The organism is Streptomyces sp. HSW2009 (assembly GCF_040240285.1).
In the GTDB taxonomy this organism is placed as follows: Bacteria; Actinomycetota; Actinomycetes; order Streptomycetales; family Streptomycetaceae; genus Streptomyces.
The window spans coordinates 1-21245 of record NZ_JBEHZD010000069.1 but is presented as its reverse complement, the minus strand read 5'-3'; the positions used below and the strand labels follow the sequence as shown (position 1 = coordinate 21245).

Below are 21245 nucleotides of genomic sequence, written 5' to 3'. Positions count from 1 at the left end.
ATTACGTCTTAGGTGGGGGAGTGGCCAGACTGGCACAGTCGGCCGGGCGGCGCGGGCCGAATGCGAGAATCGCCCGGGGGGGGGGCCCCCGGGGGGGCCCCCCCCCCCCCCCCCCGACCGGGCGGCCGGGCCGACGCCTGGCCCAGGCCCTGCGGGGACGGACCGGCAGCCGCCCGGACGCGCGCAAGGGCGCCGGCCGGGCGGATACCCGTACGGGCATGAGGCCCGCACGCGACGGAGCGGCGAGGAGTACGAGGGAGCACCAGGAGGCGGAAGGAGGTCGGGCCGTGGAGCCGGTGCAGGCGTTGGAGCGCATCGCGTTCCTGTTGGAGCGCGCGGACGCCGAGACCTACCGGGTACGGGCCTTCCGCACGGCTGCCGCGGCCCTGACCGAGCTCGGCACCCCTGAGGTGGCGCGCCGGGCGGAGGCGGGCACCCTGCGGGCGGTCAAGGGGCTCGGGCCCAAGACCGTGGCCGTCGTCCGGCAGGCCCTGGCCGGCGGCGTGCCGGAGTACCTGGAGCGGCTGGAGAAGGACGCGGACCGGCCGCTGGCCACCGGGGGCGATGCGGTACGGGCCGCGCTGCGGGGCGACTGCCACCTCCATTCGGACTGGTCGGACGGCGGTAGCCCGATCGCCCTCATGGCGCGTACCGCGGCCGATCTCGGCCACGCCTGGGCGGTGCTCACCGACCACTCGCCGCGGCTGACGATCGCCAGCGGGCTGAGCGCCGAGCGGCTGCGCGAACAGCTCGCGGTGGTGGCCTCGCTCGAACCCGAGCTGGCGCCGTTCCGGCTGCTCACCGGCATCGAGTGCGACATCCTGGACGACGGGTCGCTGGACCAGGAGCGGGCCCTGCTCGACGAACTCGACGTGGTGGTGGCCTCCGTCCACTCCAAGCTGCGCATGGACAGCGCGGCGATGACCAGGCGGCTGCTGGCCGCGGTGCGCGATCCGCTGGTCGACGTGCTCGGGCACTGCACCGGGCGGCTGGTGACGGGGCGGGGCCGGCCGCCCTCCGCCTTCGACGCCGATGCGGTGTTCGCCGCGTGTGCCGAGGCGGGCACCGCGGTGGAGATCAACTGCCGTCCCGACCGGCTCGACCCGCCCCGTCCGCTGCTGCGCAAGGCGGTGGCGGCCGGGGTGTACTTCGCCATCGACAGCGATGCGCACGCGCCCGGCCAGTTGGACTGGCTGTCCTACGGCTGCGCCCGGGCCGCCGAGTGCGAGGTGCCCGTCGAGCGGGTCATCAACACCTGGACCGCACGCCAGCTCACCGCCTGGACGCGTACCCGCAAACCCCCCGCCCGCGCCGCCGCCCGGCCGTCACGGACCTAGGACGCGCCCCTCCTCGTACCCCCGACCGAACAGCTCGCCGCACGCCTCGTCGAAAGGGCCCACACCATGCGCTCGATGTGGAAGGGAGCCATCGGCTTCGGCCTGGTATCGATCCAGGTGAGGCTGTATCCGGCGACCGAGGAGCACGGCGTCAGGCTGCACCAGGTGCACACCGCCGACGGCGGGCGCATCCGGATGAAGCGGATGTGCGAGCAGTGCGGCCAGCAGATCGAGTACGCCGACATCGCCAAGGGTTACGAGGACGTCGACGGCCGTACGGCGGTGCTGACCGATGACGACCTGACCGAGTTGCCGCTGCCGAGCAAGCAGCTCATCGACGTCATCGCGTTCATCGACGCGGCCGAGATCGATCCGCTGCGGCTCTCCCGCGCCTACTACGTGGGCGCCGACTCGCCCGCCGCCGCCAAGCCGTACGTCCTGCTGCGCGAGGCGCTGGCGGACAGCGGGCGGGTCGCGGTCTCCAAGGTGGCGCTGCGCACCCGGGAGTCGCTGGCCGTCCTGCGCGTGCACGAGGACGTGCTGGTGTTGCACACGATGCACTGGCCCGATGAGATCCGCGCCGCGGGCGGGCTCGCCCCCGCCGACAACGTGACGGTCAGACCGCAGGAGCTGAAGATGGCCACCTCCCTGATGGACACCCTCTCGGAGGACTTCGACCTGGACTCGCTGCACGACGACTACCAGGCGGCGCTCGACGAACTGGTCACCGCCCGGCTCGAAGGCAAGGCGCCGCCGTCGCCCGAGGGCGCGGAGCCGCCGCCGGACAACGTCGTGGACCTGATGTCCGCGCTCCAGGCGTCCATCGACGCGCGCGGCGGCGAGGGCGGCCGGAGCGGCACCAAGAAGGCCACGGGTGCGCGGGCGAAGAAGAGCGCCGCGGCCAAGAAGACCACCGGCGCCAAGGGCGGCGGCTCGGGGCGTACGGCCAAGACGGCCAAGTCCGCCGCGAAGAAGACCAGTGCTGCGGGGTCGGGGCGGACGGGCAAGTCGGCGTCGGCCAAGTCCGCCAAATCCGCCGAGCGACCCGCGCGCACCCGCAAGCACGCATGAGGCCACGGGCCTGCGCACGGGTCACCGAGTGGTGGGCCGGGCGCCCGCGGCGCGTACCCACGCACCGCGTGCCACCCGGCCCACCGCGACCGGAACCGGCTACGGCACCACCACGATCTTGCGCCCGATGCCGGCCCGGAACTGCTCCAGGGCCTGCGGGTACTGCTCCAGCGGCAGCCGGTCGCTGATGAAGACGGACGGGTCGAGCACGCCGGACGCGAAGAGGGCGGCGGCCCGCTCGTAGCTGTGCAGGACGGCCATCGAGCCGGTGATGGTGAGCTCCTGGTTGTAGATGCGGTACGGCTCGATCGTCGCCCTGGTCGCGTAGTCGGCCACGCCGAACTGGAGGAACGTCCCTGCCTTGGCGACCCGCTGAAGGCCGTCCTGGATGGCTCCCGCGTGTCCGGTGGCGTCGATGACCACGTCCCAGCCGCGCGGCTGCTCCAACTCATCGGCCGCAGCCGCCGAGCGCGAGCAGCCCAGCGCGCGGGCGGTGGCGAGCCGGTCCGGGTTGAGGTCGAGCACGTCGACGCTGACGGCCCCGGTCCTCTTGGCCAACTCCAGCATCATCAGGCCCATGGTGCCGCTGCCGTAGATGAGGACCTCGGCGCCCAGGTTGCTCTTCAACACGTCGTAGCCGCGTACGGCGCAGGACAGCGGCTCGATGAGGGCGGCGTCCTGGAGGCCCACGTGGTCGGGGAGTTTGACGCAGTTGCCGACCGGGGCCAGGGCGTATTCGGCGGCGCCTCCTGCCACAGAGACGCCGATCGCGTTCCAGTTGTCACACAGGTTGCCGCGGCCGATCCGGCAGTAGCGGCACTCGTGACAGTGCAGGGACGGGTCGACGGCCACCCGGTCGCCGAGCGCGAGTTCGGTGACCTCGCTGCCGAGCCCGACCACCTCGCCGGCGAACTCATGGCCCGGCACGATCGGCAGGGTGGGCGCGAACTCACCCTCCAGGATGTGCAGGTCCGTGCCGCACAGACCACAGGCTGCGACATCCACGACGACCTCGCGCGGCCCCGGCGTAGGGTCGGGGACGGTCGCCACGGTGACCTTGCCGACGGCCTCGATGAGTGCGGTCCTCATTATTTCACTGCTCCTAGCGACAGGCCCTGGACGAGCTTGTCCTGGGCGGCGAACCCGGCGGCGAGCACCGGGAGGGAGATGACGACGGACGCTGCGCAGACCTTGGCCAGGAACTGGCCCTGGCTGGTGATGAAGCTGGTGAGGAAGACCGGCGCGGTCTGCGCGCGGACGCCGGTCAGTACGCGGGCGAAGAGCATCTCGTTCCAACTGAAGATGAAGCAGATCAGCGAGGTGGCGGCGATGCCGGGCCCGGCGACGGGGGCGACCACCCGGGCCAGGATGGTGCGCAGCGGGGCGCCGTCGATCTGGGCGGCCTCGATGATCGCCACCGGGACGTCGGCCAGGAAGGACTGCATCATCCACACCGCGATCGGCAGGTTCATCGAGGTGTAGAGGATGACCAGCAGCCAGATGTTGTCCAGCATCCCGACGTTCTTGGCGAACAGGTAGATGGGCAGCAGACCGGCGACCACCGGCAGCATCTTGGTGGAGAGGAAGAAGAACAGCACGTCGGTCCACTTGCGCACCGGGCGCAGGGACAGGGCGTACGCGGCGGGCAGCGCGAGCACCAGGACCAGCAGGGTGGAGACGACGCTGGCGGTCAGCGAGTTGATGAGCGAGGGCCAGGGGCTGGCGCCGTCGTCGGCCCCGAAGAAGGTGCGGTAGCCGTCCCAGGTCAGCGAGGCGCCCAGGGCGGGTGGGTTGGTGGCCGCGTCCTTCTCCGAGTGCAGGGACGTCAGCGCCATCCAGGCCACCGGCAGGAAGAAGACGAGGCCGGCCAGCCAGGCGAGCAGGCCGAGGGCCGCGCCGCGGCGGCGTGCTGTGCGCCGCGGCCCGGCCGGTGTGCGGCGCCTCGGTGCGGGCCGGGTGGGTGGCGGTGCCGCGGGGGCGTCGGCGGTGGCGGTCATGAGCGGGACGCCTCCTCGGTGAACAGGGACGAGACCACCCGGAGCGCGAAGGTGGCGATGATGATCGAGCCGATGACGACGAGCACGCCGGCGGCGGACGCCTGGCCGTACTCATGGGCCTGGTAGAAGGTCTGGTAGATGGTGTACGGCAGGTTGGCCGTGTCCAGGCCGCCCGAGGTGATGGTGAACACGGCGTCGAAGTTCTGCACGATGTACACCGAGCCCAGCAGCACACCGAGTTCGAGGTAGCGGCGCAGGTGCGGCAGGGTGAGGTAGCGGAAGATCTGCCAGTTGCCCGCGCCGTCGATCCGGGCGGCCTCGATCATGTCCGTCGGCCGGCTCTGCAACCCGGCCAGCAGGATCAGCATCATGAACGGGGTCCACTGCCACACCAGGGACGCCTCGACGGCCAGTAGCGGCATCTCGGACACCCAGTCGGGCTGGGGCGGGCTGTCGTCGCCGAAACGCGCGTACACCCACGTCAACGCACCGTTCAGCAGGCCGTAGTTGGGGTTGTACAGGACGTGCTTCCACAGCAGGGCGGCGGCGACCGGGACGATCAGGAAGGGGGCGATCAGCAGGGTGCGGACGATGCCGCGGCCCCGGAACTTGCGGTCGAGCAGCAGGGCGAGCAGCAGCCCGAGGACGACGGTGACCAGGACGACGGTGGCCGTCAGCAGGGCGGTGGTGAGGACCGACTCACGGAGCGCCGCGTCCTCGGCGGCGTGCCGGTAGTTGCTCAGTCCGGTGAAGCGGCGCTCGTCGGGCTCCAGGGAGTTCCAGTCGAAGAGCGAGATCACCAGGGTGGCGACGAAGGGGAGTTGGGTGACCGCGATGAGGAAGACCAGGGCGGGGAGGAGGGGGGCGCGGGTGGCCCATGCCTTGAGTCGGCCGGGTGGCTGGTGCGGGCGGGTGGCCGGGGTGGGGGTCGGCGTCAAGGTGCCGGCGGCGGACGGCTCGGCAGTGGGCTGTCCGGCGGTGGATGCGCTCATCGGTCCTGGTACTCCTCACCGACCTGCTCGGCCAGCCGCTGGGAGGCGCGCAGGGCCGTGCGTACGGACTGGCGCCCGGCGATGGCGGAGCTGATCTCCTGGGAGACCTTGGTCCCGAGGTCGGTGAACTCGGGGATGCCGACGAACTGGATGCCGGCCGCGGGCCGCGGTTGCACACCGGGGTCGCGCGGCTTGGTGGCGGCGATGGAGCGGTGCGTGATGTCGGCGAACGCCCGGGCGGCGGCCCGGTATTCGGGGCGGGCGTAGGTGGAGGCCCGCTTCCCCGCCGGCACGTTGGCCCAGCCGCTCTCCCGGCCCACCAACTCCTCGTACTCCTTGCTGGAGGCCCAGGAGATGAAGCGCCAGGCGTCGTCGGACTTCTTGGACGCCTTCTGCATGCCCCAGGCCCAGGTGTAGAGCCAGCCGGAGTCGGTCGTCTTGTTCACCGGAGCCTTGACGTAGCCGATCTTTCCCTTGACCCGGGATTCGGGGCCCTCCAGGCTGCCGGCCGCCGCGGTGGCGTCGTACCACATGGCGGTCTTGCCCAACACCATGTTGAGCAGGCACTCCGCGTAGCCGGACTGTGCGGCGCCGCTCTCGCCGTGCTTGCGCACCAGGTCGACGTAGAACTCGGTGGCGTTGACGAACTCCGGCGCGGTCAGCCGGGCCTGCCAGCCCTGGTCGAACCAGGTGCCGCCGAAGGTGTTCACCACGGTGGTCAGCGGCGCGGTCAACTCGCCCCAGCCTGGCATGCCGCGCAGGCAGATGCCCTTCATGCCGGGGCGGGCGCCGTCGAGGTCGGCGGCGAGTTCGGCCACCTGCTGCCAGGTCGGGTTGGTCGGCATGGTGAGACCGCGCTCGGCGAAGACGTCCTTGCGGTACATCAGGAAGGAGGACTCGCCGTAGAAGGGTTCGGCATAGACCTTGCCGTCGGCGGCGGTCAGTGACTGCCGCACCGGGGCTAGTACGTCCTGCTGGTCGAAGGCGGGGTCATCGGCGAGGTAGGGGCCCAGGTCGCGTAACCAGCCGTGACGGGAGAAGAAGGGCACTTCGAAGTTGCTGATGGTGGCGACGTCGTACTGTCCCGCCTGGTTGGAGAAGTCCTGGCTGATCTTGTCTCGGACATCGTTTTCCGGCAGGACGGTGAAATTGACCTTGATGCCCGTAGATCGGGTGAAGTGCCGTTTGGTCAGCTTCTGTAACTCCGTCATCTGCGGGTTGTTGACCATCAACACATTGATGGCATCGCCGCCGAAGAGCGAGGAGCCGCCTGCGCCGACGTATCCCTCGCATCCGACGCACGCCGCGATGAGCACCCCCGCCGAGGCGGCGGCGACCAGCGCGCGGACGCCGCGCCGGCTCTGGATGGACATGGGTTCTCCCCATCGATCGGTCTGTCGAGTCGTGGTCAGCGCGCCGGCCGCCTGGCCCGCCACCCGCCCCAGCGGCAGGTGACCGTACGGGCGGCAGTGGATACGGGCATGCGCGGTCACCGCACGGCGGTGCCACCGTGACCGGTGGGGCGCGGCGGGAGGCGTGGCGGCTGAAGTGGGGGGCTGTTGGGTGCGTCGTGCCTCTGCGCCGCGGCTGGTCGCGCTCATGCGTGGTGAGTGGGTCGTGAGGCGTTCCTGTCGGCGCCGCTGACCGCGACGGGCACGGCGCTGTCTTTCGGGGGACGGCGGAGCGTCGTAGGGGGGTGGGCGCCGGCCGGCGGGGCTGCTGCCGCCGCTCGGCCCGGCCGCGGCGGTGCGCCGGTCACACGCGCAGCACCTGCGGGCCGAGCAGGGCGTAGCGGTGGGCCTCGGCCAGTGGCAGCCCGGTGTCGGTGATGATGACTTCGAACTCGTGGGCCTCGGCGAACCGGCAGAAGCTCACGGCGCCGAACTTGGTGTGCACGCCGGCGAAGATGCGGCGCCTGGCGACCCGCATCACCTGAGCCTTGACCTCGCTGACGGCCGGGTCGGGGGTGGTCAGGCCGTACTGCCTGGAAATTCCGTTGGCGCCGATGAACGCCAGGTCGATGACGAAGCCCTGGAGCATGTGGGTCGCCCAGTGGCCGACCGAGGCCAGCGTGCCGCCGCGGACCCGACCGCCGACCAGGAGCACGGTGATCCGGTCGCTGACCGCCAGCCCGCTCGCGGTGGCGAGCGAGGAGGTGATGACGGTCAACGGCCGTTCTCTGGGCAGCGCTTGGGCGATGAGCTGGGGGGTGAAGCCTTCGTCGATGTAGACGGTCTCCGCGTCGCCGACGAGTTCGCCGGCGGCTGCGGCGATCCGGGACTTCTCGGCGACGTGCATGGTGGTGCGGAAGGCGAGCGTGGTCTCGTAACCCGCGCTCTCCACGGGGTACGCGCCGCCGTGCGTGCGTCGCAGCAGGCCCCGGTTCTCCATCGCGTGCAGGTCACGCCGTACGGTCTCCTTCGATACCCCGAGCTTCTCCGCGAGCTCCGTCACCACCACGGAGCCGGTGTGGCGGGCGAGTTCGAGGATGGTGCGCCGGCGTTCCTCTGCATCCACAACGACTCCCCATCCCCCATGCTGCACTGCCTTCGGCTGCCCGTTCGGGCAGCTCCTGATCAGATTTCTACAAGGGGTACGGGGATGTGACCAGGCCAGACGCCGGGCATCCGGTGACCGAATATGCCCGGTTAACGGTTTGCAAACATGCAGGCCAGCGGGGAGATGGCGGGTCCGGGACCAGGGTGTGACCCCCGTTTACGGGCGTAATTGTGACCGCTTTCTGCCCGGTCATCCGACGGGGAAGGCGCGTTTCCGCCCGGCCACCGGAAGGGGAAGCGGACACTCCGCCCGAGACGACGGTGTTGCGGGTTTTGTTCGCACGTGGCCGGCGGGCCCGAGATGGCGCCTTGAGCGGATACGGTGCTGCCATGGCAAACAACGGGGCAGGGGCGGCGGACGAGTCGGGATACGCCCTGCTCATTGCGGCAGGCCCGACCGGCAAGCAACGGGCGATGGACGCAGCCGCCGCGCTGCCGCCGCTGGCGGCCGTTGCACCGACGGTGTTGCTGGGTACGGCGGGTGGCGCCCAGGTCGTGCAGTTGGTCGACCCCGATGACCCGCAGACCGTACTGGCACACCTGCGGACAGCCGCCGCACATCCCGGAGTGGTGCTGGTCTACCTGGTCGGCCAGGTCACCCTCGACGCCAAGCAACACCTGCCGCACCTGGCGCTGGCCAGAACGACGCCGAAAACGGCCCGTTACACGGCGCTGCCCTGGCACTGGCTGTCTTCGGAGTTGGGGCAGCGCCCGGCCGGCAGCACCACGGTCGTCGCCGACGTGGTGGCGGACGAGTCCGCCTGGCCCAAGGTGACCGTCGAACTTCTGGCCGCCGGGCTCGATCTGTACGGGTGCGTGAGTCCGCCACCGCGGCGGCGGCAGCTCAGCACGCCGCACTACACGCGCACCCTGGCCGGCACCCTCCGTTCGGTCAACACCCGCCCGCCGCTGCACCAGTTGCACCAACACGTGGTGGATCAGACCGGTTTCGGTCAGGGCCCGGCCCTCCTATTGGCCCCCCACGGCGCCACTGCGGGCCCCGTGGGCGGGGGTGGCAGCGGAGTGGCCGGCGTGGTGGCTGATCTACCGGCTGGCTTCGGGGCGGGGCCCGCTCCCGGGGCGGTGGCCGATTTTGGCGTGCCTGGGGCGGGGCTTGCTCCCGTTCCTGGTGCGGTGCCTGTTTCTGGTGCGGTGCCCGCTTCTGATGCGGTGCCCGCTTCTGGCGTAACGCCCGTTCCGGCTGTCCCCGGGGCGGTGCCCGTTCCGGGCGTGACGCCCGTTCCTGGTGTCCCGGATGCGGCGCCCGTTTCCGCTGTGACGCCCGTTCCCACTGCCCCTGGGGCGGGGCCTGTTCCTGATGCGGTGGCTGCTCCCGGTATCTCTGGGGCGGAGCTTGTCCCTGGCGCGGCACCCGTTCTCGGCGTAACACCCACTCCTGGTGTCTCCGGGGATACACCCGATGCCGCTCTCAGCATGACGCCCGATTCCAGCGGCCTCGGGACAGCTCCCGCTCCCCTTCCCGGCGCGGGGGCCCCCCCCCCCCCCCCCCCCCCCCCCCCCCCCGCCCCCCCCCCCCCCCCCCCCCCCCCCCCCCCCCCCCCCCCGCCGCGGACTGGCCGCCGCTCGCCCCGAGTGGGGTGGGTGGCCCTGCACCGGCCGCCCCTGGCCCACTCGCTGCCGCGGTGCCCGCTCCCGGGCCGGCGCTAGCCGCCGGGTTCCCACCGGCGCCCGGCGCCCAGCCCGAGGTGGGGGAAGGGGCCGGGGCACACGCCGCGGAACAGAGCATCGGCGTACCGCTCGCTCCACCGCCGGCTTCGGGCGCGACGCCCGTTCCGCCCTCCGGGCCCGTGCCCGCACCGGGCACCACACCGACCGCCGCTGTGGCCGGTCCTTCGCCGGCAGTTCCGGCGCCCGCCACGCCCACCGGCACGGCTCCGGCGGCGGACCTCGCCCCGCCGGCCGCTGCCGACCTGCTGGCCGAGCCTTCCGCAACCAGGCCGTCCCCGGCGCCCCCGGCCGCACCGGCTGACGACACCGCCGCGCGCCCCACCGCGGGCACCAACTCACGGGCGCCCGCCGCGCCGGCCACCTGCCCCGCCGGCCCCCTCGCCCGCCCCACGGTTGCGCTCACCACCAACGCGCCGGCCGCCGCCCCGAACAGCGGGGGCACACCGGGCGTACCGCCCCGGGCCGGCGCCACCGCGGCGACCACGCGGGGCACGGGCTCCGCCCTCGATGTCCCGCACCGGCCGACGTACGCCCCGGGGCCACCGCCGGCCCACGCTCCGGGCCAGGCAGGCACGGGTACCGAGGCCGCGCACGACCCGCACGGCGCGATACTGGAGGCCGCCCACGCCGGTCGGCACAGCGAGGCCGCGGCCATGGCGGCAGCCTGGGAACAGGACGCGTTCCGCTCGGCCGGGCCGAACTCGCCGCAGGCACTGCACTGGCTCGAAGTACGCGCCGACCTCGCCCGACTGGCCGGCGACCCGGCGCGCGCCTGCGAGCTGTGGATGGCAGCCGCGACCACCCGACTGGGCGGTGGCCAACCCGCCGACCAGCCCGACGTCGAGGGCGCCGTGGACCGGGCACACCACCAGTGGCAACAGGTGGGCGACCCGGTCCGGGCACGCTCATTGGCCACCGAGTTGATGACGCTCCGTACCCGTGTGCCCGGGCGGCGACCTGGTGCGCTGCGCGCCATTGAGGCCAGACTGGAGGGCCTGCGCGCCGCGCGCGCCAGTTAGCGCGCGGCAGTGCCCCCGCCGACGTTCGCACCGGAGGCCCGCCCCGTGTTCACCGCCCTGCCCCTCCACGAGCTCCGCACCTACCGGCCGTCGCTGCCCGAGCCGCCGGGCTTCGATGACTTCTGGCAGCGCACCCTCGCCGAGGCCAGGGAACATCCGCTGGACGCCGAGTTCACCGCGTACGACGCGGGTCTGAGCCTGCTGCACACCTATGACGTGGCCTTCTCCGGCTTCGGCGGGCACCGCATCCGGGGTTGGCTGCTCGCCCCGCGGGCGGCGGCGACCGACGGCGGCCAGCCACTGCCGTGCGTGGTGCAGTACATCGGCTACGGGGGCGGGCGCACCCTTCCCCACGACTGGCTGCTGTGGCCGGCGGCCGGCCATGCGACGTTGGTGATGGACACCCGTGGCCAGTCCGGCCCCGGTCGGCCCGGCGACACCGCGGACCCGGTGGGGGCCGAGGGGCCCGCGGTGCCGGGAATGGTGACCAAGGGCATCCTCTCCCCGGACGACTACTACTACCGCCGGCTGTACACCGACGCCGTACGAGCCGTGGACGCCGCCCGCAGCCATCCGCTCGTCGACCCCGACCGCATCGTGGTCGGCGGGCGCAGCCAGGGCGGGGCACTGGCCCTGGCCGCCGCGGCGCTCGCGCCCGGCGTCGCGGGTGCCCTGATCGACGTGCCGTTCCTCACCGACATCCGGCGCGCCATCGACATCACGGATGCCGAGCCGTACGCCGAGATCGCCCGCTACTGCGCCGGTCAGCGCGACCGCGTCGACCAGGTGCTACACACGCTCGACCACTTCGACGGGCTCAACTTCGCCTCGCGCAGCACGGTCCCCGCGCTCTTCTCGACGGCGCTGCGCGACGCCATCACTCCGCCCTCCACCGGATTCGCCGCCCATCACCACTACGCGGGCGCCAAGGAACTCCTGGTGTGGCAGTTCAACGGTCACGAGGGCGGTGGCCTGCACCAGCAGACGGAACAGGTGCGCTTCCTCCAGAAGCTGTGGGCCTGACCCCACTGCTCCCGGCCGGGCCCATTGCCCCGCCCGGCCGCTCACCCCGCGCCTGGCCGCATCAGCCGCCCGCTATCGCCTCCGTCACGGCCTGCTTGGTCTCCTGCTCGGTTTCGGCCTCTCCGTGGACGAGACCCGCGTACCGCCCCTGGCGCAGCATGAGTTCTTCGTGGGTGCCGCGCTCGACGATCTCGCCCCGGTCCAGGACCACGATCTGGTCGGCGCCGCGCACGGTGGACAGACGGTGCGCGATGGTGATGGTGGTGCGGTTGGCAGCGAGGGCGTCGATGGCCTGCTGTACAGCCTGTTCGGTGCGGGTGTCCAGGGCGCTGGTCGCCTCGTCGAGGATGAGCACGGGCGGGTCGCGCAGGATCGTGCGCGCGATGGCCAGCCGCTGCTTCTCACCCCCCGAGAACCGGTAGCCCCGCTCCCCCACCAGGGTGTCGTAGCCGTCGGGCAGGGCGGCTATGTGTGCGTGGATCTGGGCGGCTTCGGCCGCCGCCCGCATCTCCGCGTCGGTCGCGTCGGGCTTGGCGAACCGTAGGTTGTCGGCGACCGAGGCGTGGAAGAGGTACGTCTCCTGCGAGACGACGCCCACCGCCCGGGCGAGCGCGTCGAAACTGAGGTCCCGTACGTCCACGCCGTCGATGAGCACCCGACCGCCGGTCACGTCGTACAGCCTGGGCACCAGATAGCTGAGGGTGCTCTTGCCCGAACCGGTGGGTCCGACCACGGCCAGGCTGCCGCCGGCCGGGACGGTGAGGTCGATGTCACGAAGGGTGGGCTCGCCTGCGTCGGTGTCGGCGTCATAGCGGAAGCTCACCCGGTCGAAGCGGACGTCGCCACGCACCCGCGGCAGGTGGACCGGGCGCTCGGGCTCGGCGATCTCAACCGGCAGGTCGAGGTACTCGAAGATGCGGTGGAACAGGGCGAGCGAGGTCTGCATCTGAACGCCGGTGGAGAGCAGGCTGACCGTCGGGCGGAACAGGCCCTGCTGGAGGGTGACGAAGGCGACGAGGGTGCCGATGGACACGCTCGGGCCTCCGCTCTGCTGTGCTATCCCGGCCGCCCAGTAGATGACCGCGGGCATTGCAGCCATGACGATGCCGATCGTCGCCATCCGCCAGCGGCCGGCCATGTTGGAGCGCACTTCCAGGTCGACCAGCCGCTCGGACTCGCGGGTGAAGTCGGCGGTGAGCGAGTCGGCCCGGCCCATGGTGCGGCCGAGCAGGATGCCGCTGACCGACAGCGATTCGGTGACCTGCGCGGCCATGGCCGCCATCTGTTTCTGTCGCAGGGAGGCGATCCGCTTGCGCTCCCGGCCGACACGTCTGCTGATCCAGACGAAGACCGGCAGGAGGCAGAGGGAGACCGCGGTCAGCCGCCAGTCCAGGGCGAGCATGGCCACGATGCTCGCCAACACACTGGTGAGGTTGGACACCAGCGAGGTGGCCGTGGAGGTCACGGTGGCCTGCATGCCACCGATGTCATTGGCGATGCGCGACTGGACCTCGCCCGTACGGGTGCGGGTGAAGAACGCCAGCGGCATGCGCTGCAACCGGTCGTAGACCGCGGTGCGCAGGTCGTGCATCACCCGTTGGCCGACGGTGGTGGAGATCAGCGTCTGGAGGACCCCGAAGATGCTGTTGACGACCGCGGCGATGATCATGCCGCACACCAGCAGGGTCAGCAGGCCCGTCCGCCCGTCGGGGATGGCGGTGTCGAGCACCTCGCGCAGCATGAACGGTGAGGCCACCGTCACCAGCGAGGACGCGGCGACCAGCACCCCGACGAGGGCGAGGCGGCCTCGATAGGGCCGAAAGAGGCGGAGGATGCGCCGCACCTGTGCGGGTTCATCCCGGTCGGCGGTGGAAGGCTCCCACCGTGGCTCGTGATCGCGCATGGACTCCTTCTGCGAAGCGTGAGGTCATGCGAACCGGCGTTCGCACGTTTCCCCGAGCATAGCTCACTGTTACCTAGACTCACAATGAATAAAGTCCTGTAGTCTCGTGCCATGCCAGCCTCCGACGCCTCAGGTCATCTCGCCGAGCAGTTGCTGCGCCTAACTCGCAGGCTGCACCGCGCCCAGAAGCGCCATCTGGAGCCACTGGGCATCACGCCGGCCCAGGCCCGACTGCTGCGCGCGCTGGCCCAGTACGACACGCGGCCCCCGCGGATGGCGGACCTCGCCGCGCAGCTTGAGGTGGTGCCCCGCGCGGTGACCACGCTGGTGGACGCCCTGGAGGCGAGCAATGTGGTGCGCCGCGTGCCCGACCCGACCAATCGACGCGTCATACGCATCGAGCTGACGGATACGGGACGGGCGACGCTCCGCGCCCTGCGCCGGGCCCGCCGTTCCGCAGCCGAGGACATCCTCGAACCACTGACCGAGCAGGAGCGCACCCAACTCGGCGCCCTCCTCGACACCCTCGCCAACTGCCCCCGCCCCGCCCCCGAGGACGACTGACGCGCCGCCGCGTCGGCATCGTCACGCGCGTCCACCGACTGGCGACCCCGCGGTGCGGGAAGCCCGCCGCCATGGCTTCACCGGGTCGCGGGCCCCGGCGCCCCCCTAACTGCCTGGAGACGCTGCCCTCTCTGAGCTGCGCGGCCCCACCCGATCAGGCCGCCAGGAGAGCCGCTGACGGCCTCACCGGGCGCTGCCTGCCCCGGCGTCTTCTCCTCGCCCGCCCACACTCGGGGAGTGCGATAGCCCGCCTGGCTTCGTGCCGTACCACCCGAGTCATCGTGCACCCGGCAGCCGCTGTCAAAGGCGAGGCACGCCCCCGTTCCGCACAACGTCGGTCAGCCCATCGACTAAGTCTTCAGCAGACCCGTCGAGTTCTTCGCCCCGCCCTCTACGGGGCCCGATCGATGAGGTGCTCCGTGAAGAACGCGGCGAGAGCCGTACGGACCGCCGCCAGGCCGCGGCCGGGCGACAAGGTGCCGAATGCCGCCAGGTCATCCGGGTGGCCGGGCTCGCGCAGGCCCAGTGGGCCGGCCAGCACGTCGAAGTCGGTCGCTGACATGTGCCCGGCGCCTGGCACCGTCGTCCAGCGCCGCGGTCCACGCAACAGCGGCCAGAGACGTTCCCAGCCAGCCAGCACGTGCGGATCGTCCGGGTCGGGCGGTGTCAGTCCGCAGAGCAGTACGGGCACGTCGAGACCGGTGGTCAGGACGTCGCCGTACAGGGAGCCGTCGACGAGTGCCACAGCGGCCGACCGACGGTCGAGACAGGCGAACTCTGCGGCGGCTGACGCGCCCAGGGAGTGCCCTCCCACGCCGATACGGCCCGGGTCGATGAGTGCGCGCCACCCGCTGCCCGGTGCGAGCAACACGTCCAGGGTGAAGCGCAGATCATCGATGCGGGTGGCGAGATAGCGATCCTTTAGGTCGGTCAGGTCCGCTGCGTCCGCGCTGTCTGCACCGCCTGGGCTGTCTGGGCTGCCTGTGTCGGCCTCACCACTCGCGCTGCCCGCTCCAATCCCGCCCTCTTCGTCTACCGCACCACCGGCGCCGTCCGCGCCGCCCTCCTCAGGCCCGAAGTCCGGTTCCTGATGGGCGATCACACGTCCGTCGGGCAACTGGACCGCTGCCGCGTCCGACGGGTGGTCCACGCAGGCGACGACGAAGCCGTGGGAGGCAAGTTCCTCGGCCAGGCAGGTCAGGCCCATCCGATACTCGCCGAGGCCCGGAGAGAGCAGGACCAGTGGCCTGAGGTCACCCTGCACGGGCGGAGCCGCCTCGTACGCATGGGTCGGCACATCAGCCAGGGCGTCGGTCAGCTCCGGCGCGAACTCCTCGCCCTCCTCGGCCCAGCCGGCGAGGACCAGTGCCGCCACGACTTGCGGCAGGTAGCGGCCGGGGACGGCAGGCTCTCCAGCGACCGGAGCGGCGGGATACCACACTTGCACCATCAGCTCCCGGGAGCGGGTCGCCTCCCAGGGGTCGGAACGGGCCTCGTCGACGAGGTGGACGGCCTCCGTCCCCACCCGGTGCGGCCCGGTGGGTGGCAGCAGCGCCAGTCCTACGTTGCTGGCATCGATCAACACCCTGGTGCTCCCTCCCCCGCGACGACACCGCTGATCCAACACGAGGGAGCGCGGGAACGCACCAGCCTTTCCGCAGCCGGCGTTGGTCCCTGGCCAACTCGGCGCGGCCATCGGACCGCGGACTACGAGGGCGGGCTTTGCGCCGGTGGCCAGAAAACTGGTGGCGCACTCCCTACGCCCTTGGAGGGCATCCCCTACGCCCTGCGCCGGCTGCTCTTGCTGCTGCCTCCCGCGGACCGCGAGAGCGCCCACCGCAGTCGTACCACCATCCCGGCCAGGCCCAATCCAGCCCTACCCAGCTCAGCCCAACCCAGCCCCCATTCGACCCCACCCGGATGGCGGGTGCTTCAACAGACAACGGCGGCCCCAGCGGGGCAGCCCGGGCACCCACCCCAACTCCACAACAACCTCGTCCCGGCCGGCGCCCCGCCCCGTACCCCACACCAGCACGCGCCAGCCCGCGCCCCACGGCCCACCCCAGCCCCCCACCCCACAGACACTCCCCGCCCCACCACAACCACCCACCTCACGCCGCGAGCTGCCGTTTATCGCCCATCACGACGACCGGGTGGAGGGCCGGGTCGAGCGTCTTGAGTAGGTATTCCATGCCGGACTTGGGAAGGCCCACGCACCCCGAGGTGCCGCTGCCGTGGTCGAGGTGGAGCCAGATGCTGCCGCCCTTGCGGGTTCCCTGGGGGCGGGTGGGTTCCAGGGGGGAGGTGCCCTTCAGACGGTTGTAGTCGATGGCGATGACGTGGTCGAAGTCGTGCCAGTGGGTCTTGGGCCAGTAGTGCGGGGCGGCGAAGGACGCCGTGTGGTCGTAGGGCAGTCGGGAGTCTGGTGCGGGCAGCACGCCGCCCGCGTCGCTGAGCGTGAAGACGCCGACCGGGCTGCGCTTGTCGTTCTCGCGGTGCCGGGTCGTCCAGCCTTTTCTCCCGTTGTGTGCCGCCCAGGAACGGTCGCGGTGCCACCCGTCGCCGTCCTTCGTGTACAGCACGACCTTTGCATCGGCCGAGTGCTTGCTCCTGCCGTACACGGCGACCACCTGCCGCGTCTTCGCCGGTATCTGTGCCGACAGCCGGTCCCCCACCTTGGGGATGCCGTCCGACCGCGTCGAGGTCGTCCCGTCGGCGGTCCGCCGGGCTCCCTCCCGGGTGTGCTCGTCGTCATCGCCGCCCCCGCAACCGGCCACCACGGCAATCGCCAACGCAATGGCCACCGCCCCGTGCCGCATATCCGACATCCGCATGTCGTCCATGGTCGCACCGCCCCGGCCCGCTGCGCCGGGCCCGATCGGGCCGAACGGCCGGAACGAGACGGTCCATCGGAAAACCAGTTGAAGCCGCCCAGTCCGACCGGCAAATCTTGCTGATCTCCCTCGCGCCCCTCCTCAGAGTCCGGGATGCCATGCAACTTCGCGATCTTCCGTACGCCGATCCCGGCCAACCCGACGCGCGCTCCGGAATCCGCCTGTTGTACTGGCTGGGCAGGCAGCAGTGGGGTCGCCAGGTCATGGCCGCCTTGTGGGGCATGCTGCATCTGGGGGCGCTGGCCTGCCTGCCGTTGACCTTGGGTTTCGGCGTACAGGCCGTGATCGACCGGTCCGGCGGGCGGCTGCTGCTCGCGGGCGGGCTGATGCTGGCGCTTGGTGCCTTGGCCACGGTCGGCGACACCATGCTGCACCGGGTGGCCGTCACCAACTGGATCACCGCCGCCGCACGGCTGCAACAACTCCTGGCCCGTAAGGCGGCCGAGCTCGGTTCGGCGCTGACCCGCCGCGTCGCCGCGGGCGAGGTGGTCGCGGTCTCCACCGGGGACGTGGAGAAGATCGGCTGGTTCGTGGAAGCCGTCTCACGTTTCGTGGCTGCCCTGGTGGCTACCGTCGCCGTGTGCGTCGCCCTGGTCATCTACCAGCCGGCCCTCGGCCTCGTCGTGGCGGTCGGCGTCCCCGTCCTCGTCCTGGGCGTGCTGCCACTGTTGCCGCGCGCCACCCGGCGGGCCGACGTCCAACGGGAGAAGGCGGGCCGCGCCACCGAACTGGCCGCCGACACGGTGGCTGGCCTGCGGGTGTTGCGCGGCATCGGCGGCGAAGAGCTGTTCCTTGAGCGCTACCGAGCCGCCTCCCAGGAAGTACGGGCCGCTGCCGTGCGCAGCGCCAGGATGTGGGCCCTGATCGCGGCCGTGCAGGTCGCGCTGCCCGGCCTGTTGCTGATCACCGTGGTCTGGTACGGGGTCGGCCTGGCCCAGGACGGCCGGATCGGCGTCGGTGAACTGGTGACCGTCTACGGCGCGGTGACCTTCCTGCTCTCGCCCCTGCGCCGGTTCGAGGAGATCGCCATGGCGTACTCCTTCTCCCGACCCTCCGCCGAGCGCGCCGCCCGGGTCCTCTCCCAGCACCGCACGGCGCAAGAGCCGGCGGCCGACGCCGTCGCGACGGACGTTGCGACGGGCCATGCCGAGGAGTCGGGCCAGGCCGCGGGCAGCCGTGCGGCTGTCGGGGGCGACCTGTACGACCCGGTTACCGGTCTGCTCGCGCCGGCCGGGCAACTGACGCTGGTGGTGTGCGGCGATCCGGACGCGGCCGGCCGGCTGGCCGACCGGCTCGGTGGCCACGCCCCGGCGGGCCCCACAGACAGCGACGCGCCGGAGCTGTCGGGGGCGACCGAGGCGGGCGGCGCCCGGGGAGCCGGCGACCCGGCGCGGTCGCTCACGCCGAACCCGACGGCTGCGAAGGCCGCTCCCTCGCCCGCGGAGACGACCGGCACAACCTCGTCCGATGCGCGCGCGACGGGCCGACCGGAGGCGGGCGCCCCACCGCCCACAGCCACACCGTCCACACCCGCTGCCACACCGTCCAGCATCTCTGCTGCACCATCCGAGCCCACTGCCGCGGCGGCGCCCGAACCCGCGTCCGTCCTGCTCGGGGGCGTCGCCCTGGACTCCCTGCCGCTCGTCACCGCCCGCGCCGCCGTGCTCGTACAGGACAAGGACCCGGTGTTGCTGTCCGGGACGCTCGGCGAGTTGCTCGACGTACCGACCTCCGGCGCGGTCTCGGCCGACCAGGCGCGGGCGGCGGCCCAGTGCGGCGACGTGCTCACCGCCCTCGCCCCGGCCGCCGACGACGGCTCGGGCGACCCGACCCGGGCGACGATCACCGAACGCGGCCGTTCGCTCTCGGGCGGGCAGCGACAACGGCTGGCGCTGGCCAGGTCCCTGGTGACCGACCCCGACGTGCTCGTACTCGACGAACCGACGTCCGCGGTCGACTCGCACACCGAGGCCCGCATCGCCGACGGCCTGCGCGGGCTGCGCGCCGGACGCACCACCGTCGTCTTCGCATCGAGCCCGCTGCTTCTCGACCGGGCCGACCGGGTCGTCTTCATCCCCGACGGCGCCGTGGTGGCCGTCGGCACCCACCGCGAACTGCTGCACAGCACCCCCGCGTACCGCGCCGTGGTGACGCGCGAGACCGACGACGAGCTCACGGCGGTCGGCGTAGCCGGCTCCGCCACCACGACCAGCGCCCTGGAGGACAGCGCATGATCGGCGTAGCGCCACCGGAGTACGATCCGGCCGCACCCGAGGCCACGACGACGCTGCCGGTCGGCTCGGCACCGACCGTGCGCAGCTATGTCCGTGAGCTGTTGAGCCGTCACCGCCGGGCCTTCGGCACACTCATTGCGGTCAACATCGGTGCCGTGCTGGCGTCGATGGTGGGGCCGTACCTGCTCGGCGGGCTGGTGGAAGACCTGTCGGCCGGCCGTGAGCACGCCCCGATGTGGCGCATCGTCACGCTGTTCGCGCTGGCCCTGGCGGTGCAGTCGGTCTTTGTGCACCAGGTGCGGCTGCGCGGCGCCATGCTGGGCGAGCGCATCCTGGCCGACCTGCGCGAGGACTTCCTGGTCCGCTCGGTCGGCCTGCCGCCGGGCGTGCTGGAACGTGCGGGCACCGGCGACCTGCTCTCGCGCATCACCACCGACATCGACCGGTTGGCCAATGCGATGCGCGAGGCGGTGCCGCAACTGGCCATCAGCGTGGTGTGGGCCGGGCTGCTGCTCGGTGCGATCACGGCGACGGCGCCACCGCTGGGCGCCGCGGTGCTGCTGGCCCTGCCGGTGCTGCTGATCGGCTGTCGCTGGTACTTCCGCAGGGCACCGAGCGCGTACCGCTCGGAGGCGGCCGGCTACGCGGCCGTGGCCGCGACCCTGGCCGAGATGGTCGACGCCGGCCGCACGATCGAGGCCCACCGGCTCGGCAGTCGTCGGGTGCGGCTCTCGGACCGGCGGATCGCGGAGTGGACCCGCTGGGAGCGGTACACCCTGTGGCTGCGCACGGTCCTCTTCCCGGTCCTCGGTGCCTCCCACATCCTGATCCTGACCTCCGTGCTGCTGCTCGGCGGCAGCTTCGTCCTCCAGGGGTGGATGTCGGTCGGTCAGCTCACCACGGGCGCGCTGCTGGCCCAGATGCTCATCGATCCGGTGGGTCTGATCCTGCGCTGGTACGACGAGCTCCAGGTCGCCCAGGTGTCGCTGGCCCGGCTGGTGGGTGTCCGCGAGATCGAGACCGAGCCGGGCCACGTCGGGGAGACACCGGATGGCCGGGACGTACGGGCCGACGAGGTGCGGTTCGGCTACCGGGCGGGCACCGACGTCCTGCACGAGGTGACGTTGTCGGTACGGCCGGGAAGCCGGGTGGCCCTGGTCGGTCCTTCGGGGGCCGGCAAGTCGACGCTGGGGCGGCTGCTCGCGGGAATCTACGCGCCGCGCACCGGCGAGGTCACCCTCGGCGGCGCCCAACTGGCGCGCATGCCAGCGGAACGGGTACGCGAACACGTGGCGCTGGTCAACCAGGAACACCACGTCTTCGTGGGCACCCTGCGGGACAACCTGCTGCTGGCCCGTACCACCGCGCAGGACGCGGAGCTGTGGGCGGCGCTGGCGGCGGTGGACGCGGACGGCTGGGCCCGGGCCCTGGACGGCGGGCTGGACGCGGAGGTCGGCTCGGGTGCGGCGCACGCCCTGACGCCGGCGCAGGCCCAGCAGATCGCCCTGGCCCGGCTGGTGCTCGCGGACCCGCACACGCTGGTGCTCGACGAGGCGACGTCGCTGCTCGACCCGCGCGCGGCACGCCACCTGGAGCGGTCTCTGGCCAAGGTGCTGGAGGGCCGGACCGTGGTGGCGATCGCCCACCGGCTGCACACCGCGCACGACGCGGACGTGATCGCGGTGGTCGAGGACGGCCGCATCAGCGAGCTGGGCGGCCACGACGACCTGGTGGCGGCCGATGGCGCGTACGCCGCGCTGTGGCGCTCCTGGCACCAGTGACGCGCACCGGTTACGGGCGCCGGCCCAACGCACCCGGCCCGGGGGGGGGCGCCCCCCCCCCCCGGGGGGGCGGGGCGGCGGGGGGGGGGGGGGGGGGGGCGAGGCCCACGACCAGGTCGAGCCCGTCCACGTGGATGCCGCGGGCCGCGACGTTGGTGGCGATCAGCGCGGTGACGCCGCCGT

Annotated in this window: 16 protein-coding genes; 8 read left to right on the top strand and 8 right to left on the bottom strand. The window is 72.2% G+C overall.

Annotated elements, in window-relative coordinates; genetic code table 11:
• Positions 1-287 precede the first annotated feature (287 nt).
• Together AAHZ94_RS08475 and ku are read left to right on the top strand one after the other, a co-directional pair.
• Positions 288-1337, top strand: a complete 1050-nt coding sequence (locus AAHZ94_RS08475; RefSeq protein WP_349991853.1) for a PHP domain-containing protein — start codon at positions 288-290, stop codon at positions 1335-1337.
• A 75-nt stretch (positions 1338-1412) separates the two neighbouring features.
• Entirely contained in the window at positions 1413-2408 is a 996-nt protein-coding gene (ku, locus tag AAHZ94_RS08470; RefSeq protein ID WP_502964607.1) for a non-homologous end joining protein Ku, read from the top strand.
• Between the two features lie 99 nt (positions 2409-2507).
• Here the strand turns inward: ku and AAHZ94_RS08465 are convergent, their stop codons facing one another.
• The 5 genes from AAHZ94_RS08465 to AAHZ94_RS08445 form a co-directional block, all read right to left on the bottom strand.
• Positions 2508-3497 carry a zinc-dependent alcohol dehydrogenase family protein gene (locus tag AAHZ94_RS08465; RefSeq protein ID WP_349991850.1) on the bottom strand — a complete coding sequence of 330 codons (990 nt, stop codon included), beginning with the start codon at positions 3495-3497 and terminating at the stop codon, positions 2508-2510.
• Positions 3497-4405, bottom strand: coding sequence for a carbohydrate ABC transporter permease (locus AAHZ94_RS08460; RefSeq protein ID WP_349991848.1), 909 nt, complete (start codon positions 4403-4405; stop codon positions 3497-3499). Before AAHZ94_RS08460 ends, AAHZ94_RS08465 begins: the two co-directional genes overlap by 1 nt.
• Positions 4402-5397: a carbohydrate ABC transporter permease gene (locus AAHZ94_RS08455; protein WP_349991846.1), complete on the bottom strand. Its 996-nt coding sequence runs from the start codon at positions 5395-5397 to the stop codon at positions 4402-4404. Before AAHZ94_RS08455 ends, AAHZ94_RS08460 begins: the two co-directional genes overlap by 4 nt.
• Complete coding sequence (locus tag AAHZ94_RS08450) at positions 5394-6770, bottom strand: ABC transporter substrate-binding protein (RefSeq protein ID WP_349991845.1); 1377 nt, start codon at positions 6768-6770, stop codon at positions 5394-5396. Before AAHZ94_RS08450 ends, AAHZ94_RS08455 begins: the two co-directional genes overlap by 4 nt.
• Positions 6771-7152: 382 nt before the next feature.
• A complete protein-coding gene (locus AAHZ94_RS08445) occupies positions 7153-7914 on the bottom strand; it encodes a DeoR/GlpR family DNA-binding transcription regulator (protein WP_349991843.1) in 762 nt (253 codons plus the stop codon).
• 371 nt (positions 7915-8285) lie between these two features.
• Here AAHZ94_RS08445 and AAHZ94_RS08440 point away from each other — a divergent pair, with 371 nt between their 5' ends.
• The 3 genes from AAHZ94_RS08440 (at position 8286) to AAHZ94_RS08430 (ending at position 11686) form a co-directional block, all read left to right on the top strand.
• Positions 8286-9623 (top strand): hypothetical protein, encoded by a 1338-nt coding sequence (locus AAHZ94_RS08440; RefSeq protein WP_349991842.1) that lies wholly within the window; start codon positions 8286-8288, stop codon positions 9621-9623.
• 173 nt (positions 9624-9796) lie between these two features.
• On the top strand, positions 9797-10663 hold the full coding sequence (locus tag AAHZ94_RS08435; protein WP_349991841.1) for a hypothetical protein: 867 nt from the start codon (positions 9797-9799) through the stop codon (positions 10661-10663).
• A 45-nt stretch (positions 10664-10708) separates the two neighbouring features.
• A complete protein-coding gene (locus AAHZ94_RS08430) occupies positions 10709-11686 on the top strand; it encodes an acetylxylan esterase (RefSeq protein WP_349991840.1) in 978 nt (325 codons plus the stop codon).
• Between the two features lie 61 nt (positions 11687-11747).
• On the opposite strand, the gene AAHZ94_RS08425 is transcribed toward AAHZ94_RS08430, so the two are convergent.
• Positions 11748-13589 (bottom strand): ABC transporter ATP-binding protein, encoded by a 1842-nt coding sequence (locus AAHZ94_RS08425; protein ID WP_349991838.1) that lies wholly within the window; start codon positions 13587-13589, stop codon positions 11748-11750.
• Positions 13590-13700: 111 nt separating this feature from the next.
• On the opposite strand from AAHZ94_RS08425, the gene AAHZ94_RS08420 reads away from it, so the two are divergent.
• A complete protein-coding gene (locus AAHZ94_RS08420; RefSeq protein WP_349991836.1) occupies positions 13701-14153 on the top strand; it encodes a MarR family winged helix-turn-helix transcriptional regulator in 453 nt (150 codons plus the stop codon).
• A gap of 391 nt (positions 14154-14544) precedes the next feature.
• Here AAHZ94_RS08420 and AAHZ94_RS08415 read toward each other — a convergent pair whose 3' ends face one another.
• Both AAHZ94_RS08415 and AAHZ94_RS08410 read right to left on the bottom strand, forming a co-directional pair.
• The gene (locus tag AAHZ94_RS08415; RefSeq protein WP_349991834.1) at positions 14545-15738 is read right to left on the bottom strand and encodes an alpha/beta hydrolase family protein; all 1194 of its coding nucleotides are present in this window, start codon (positions 15736-15738) and stop codon (positions 14545-14547) included.
• 526 nt (positions 15739-16264) lie between these two features.
• Entirely contained in the window at positions 16265-16987 is a 723-nt protein-coding gene (locus AAHZ94_RS08410; protein ID WP_349991832.1) for a L,D-transpeptidase family protein, read from the bottom strand.
• A 158-nt stretch (positions 16988-17145) separates the two neighbouring features.
• Between AAHZ94_RS08410 and AAHZ94_RS08405 the strand changes: the two genes are divergently transcribed.
• Positions 17146-19281, top strand: coding sequence for an ABC transporter transmembrane domain-containing protein (locus AAHZ94_RS08405; RefSeq protein ID WP_349991830.1), 2136 nt, complete (start codon positions 17146-17148; stop codon positions 19279-19281).
• Positions 19278-21062: an ABC transporter ATP-binding protein gene (locus AAHZ94_RS08400; RefSeq protein ID WP_349991828.1), complete on the top strand. Its 1785-nt coding sequence runs from the start codon at positions 19278-19280 to the stop codon at positions 21060-21062. Before AAHZ94_RS08405 ends, AAHZ94_RS08400 begins: the two co-directional genes overlap by 4 nt.
• Positions 21063-21245 lie beyond the last annotated feature (183 nt).

Excerpts from the sequence above, each read along its gene's own strand:
- AAHZ94_RS08460 (WP_349991848.1), bottom strand. The coding sequence starts at position 4,405 with ATGACCGCCACCGCCGACGCCCCCGCGGCACCGCCACCCACCCGGCCC.
- AAHZ94_RS08440 (WP_349991842.1), top strand. The coding sequence starts at position 8,286 with ATGGCAAACAACGGGGCAGGGGCGGCGGACGAGTCGGGATACGCCCTG.
- ku (WP_502964607.1), top strand. The coding sequence starts at position 1,413 with ATGTGGAAGGGAGCCATCGGCTTCGGCCTGGTATCGATCCAGGTGAGG.
- AAHZ94_RS08425 (WP_349991838.1), bottom strand. The coding sequence starts at position 13,589 with ATGCGCGATCACGAGCCACGGTGGGAGCCTTCCACCGCCGACCGGGAT.
- AAHZ94_RS08400 (WP_349991828.1), top strand. The coding sequence starts at position 19,278 with ATGATCGGCGTAGCGCCACCGGAGTACGATCCGGCCGCACCCGAGGCC.
- AAHZ94_RS08410 (WP_349991832.1), bottom strand. The coding sequence starts at position 16,987 with ATGCGGATGTCGGATATGCGGCACGGGGCGGTGGCCATTGCGTTGGCG.
- AAHZ94_RS08465 (WP_349991850.1), bottom strand. The coding sequence starts at position 3,497 with ATGAGGACCGCACTCATCGAGGCCGTCGGCAAGGTCACCGTGGCGACC.
- AAHZ94_RS08450 (WP_349991845.1), bottom strand. The coding sequence starts at position 6,770 with ATGTCCATCCAGAGCCGGCGCGGCGTCCGCGCGCTGGTCGCCGCCGCC.
- AAHZ94_RS08455 (WP_349991846.1), bottom strand. The coding sequence starts at position 5,397 with ATGAGCGCATCCACCGCCGGACAGCCCACTGCCGAGCCGTCCGCCGCC.
- AAHZ94_RS08405 (WP_349991830.1), top strand. The coding sequence starts at position 17,146 with ATGCAACTTCGCGATCTTCCGTACGCCGATCCCGGCCAACCCGACGCG.
- AAHZ94_RS08420 (WP_349991836.1), top strand. The coding sequence starts at position 13,701 with ATGCCAGCCTCCGACGCCTCAGGTCATCTCGCCGAGCAGTTGCTGCGC.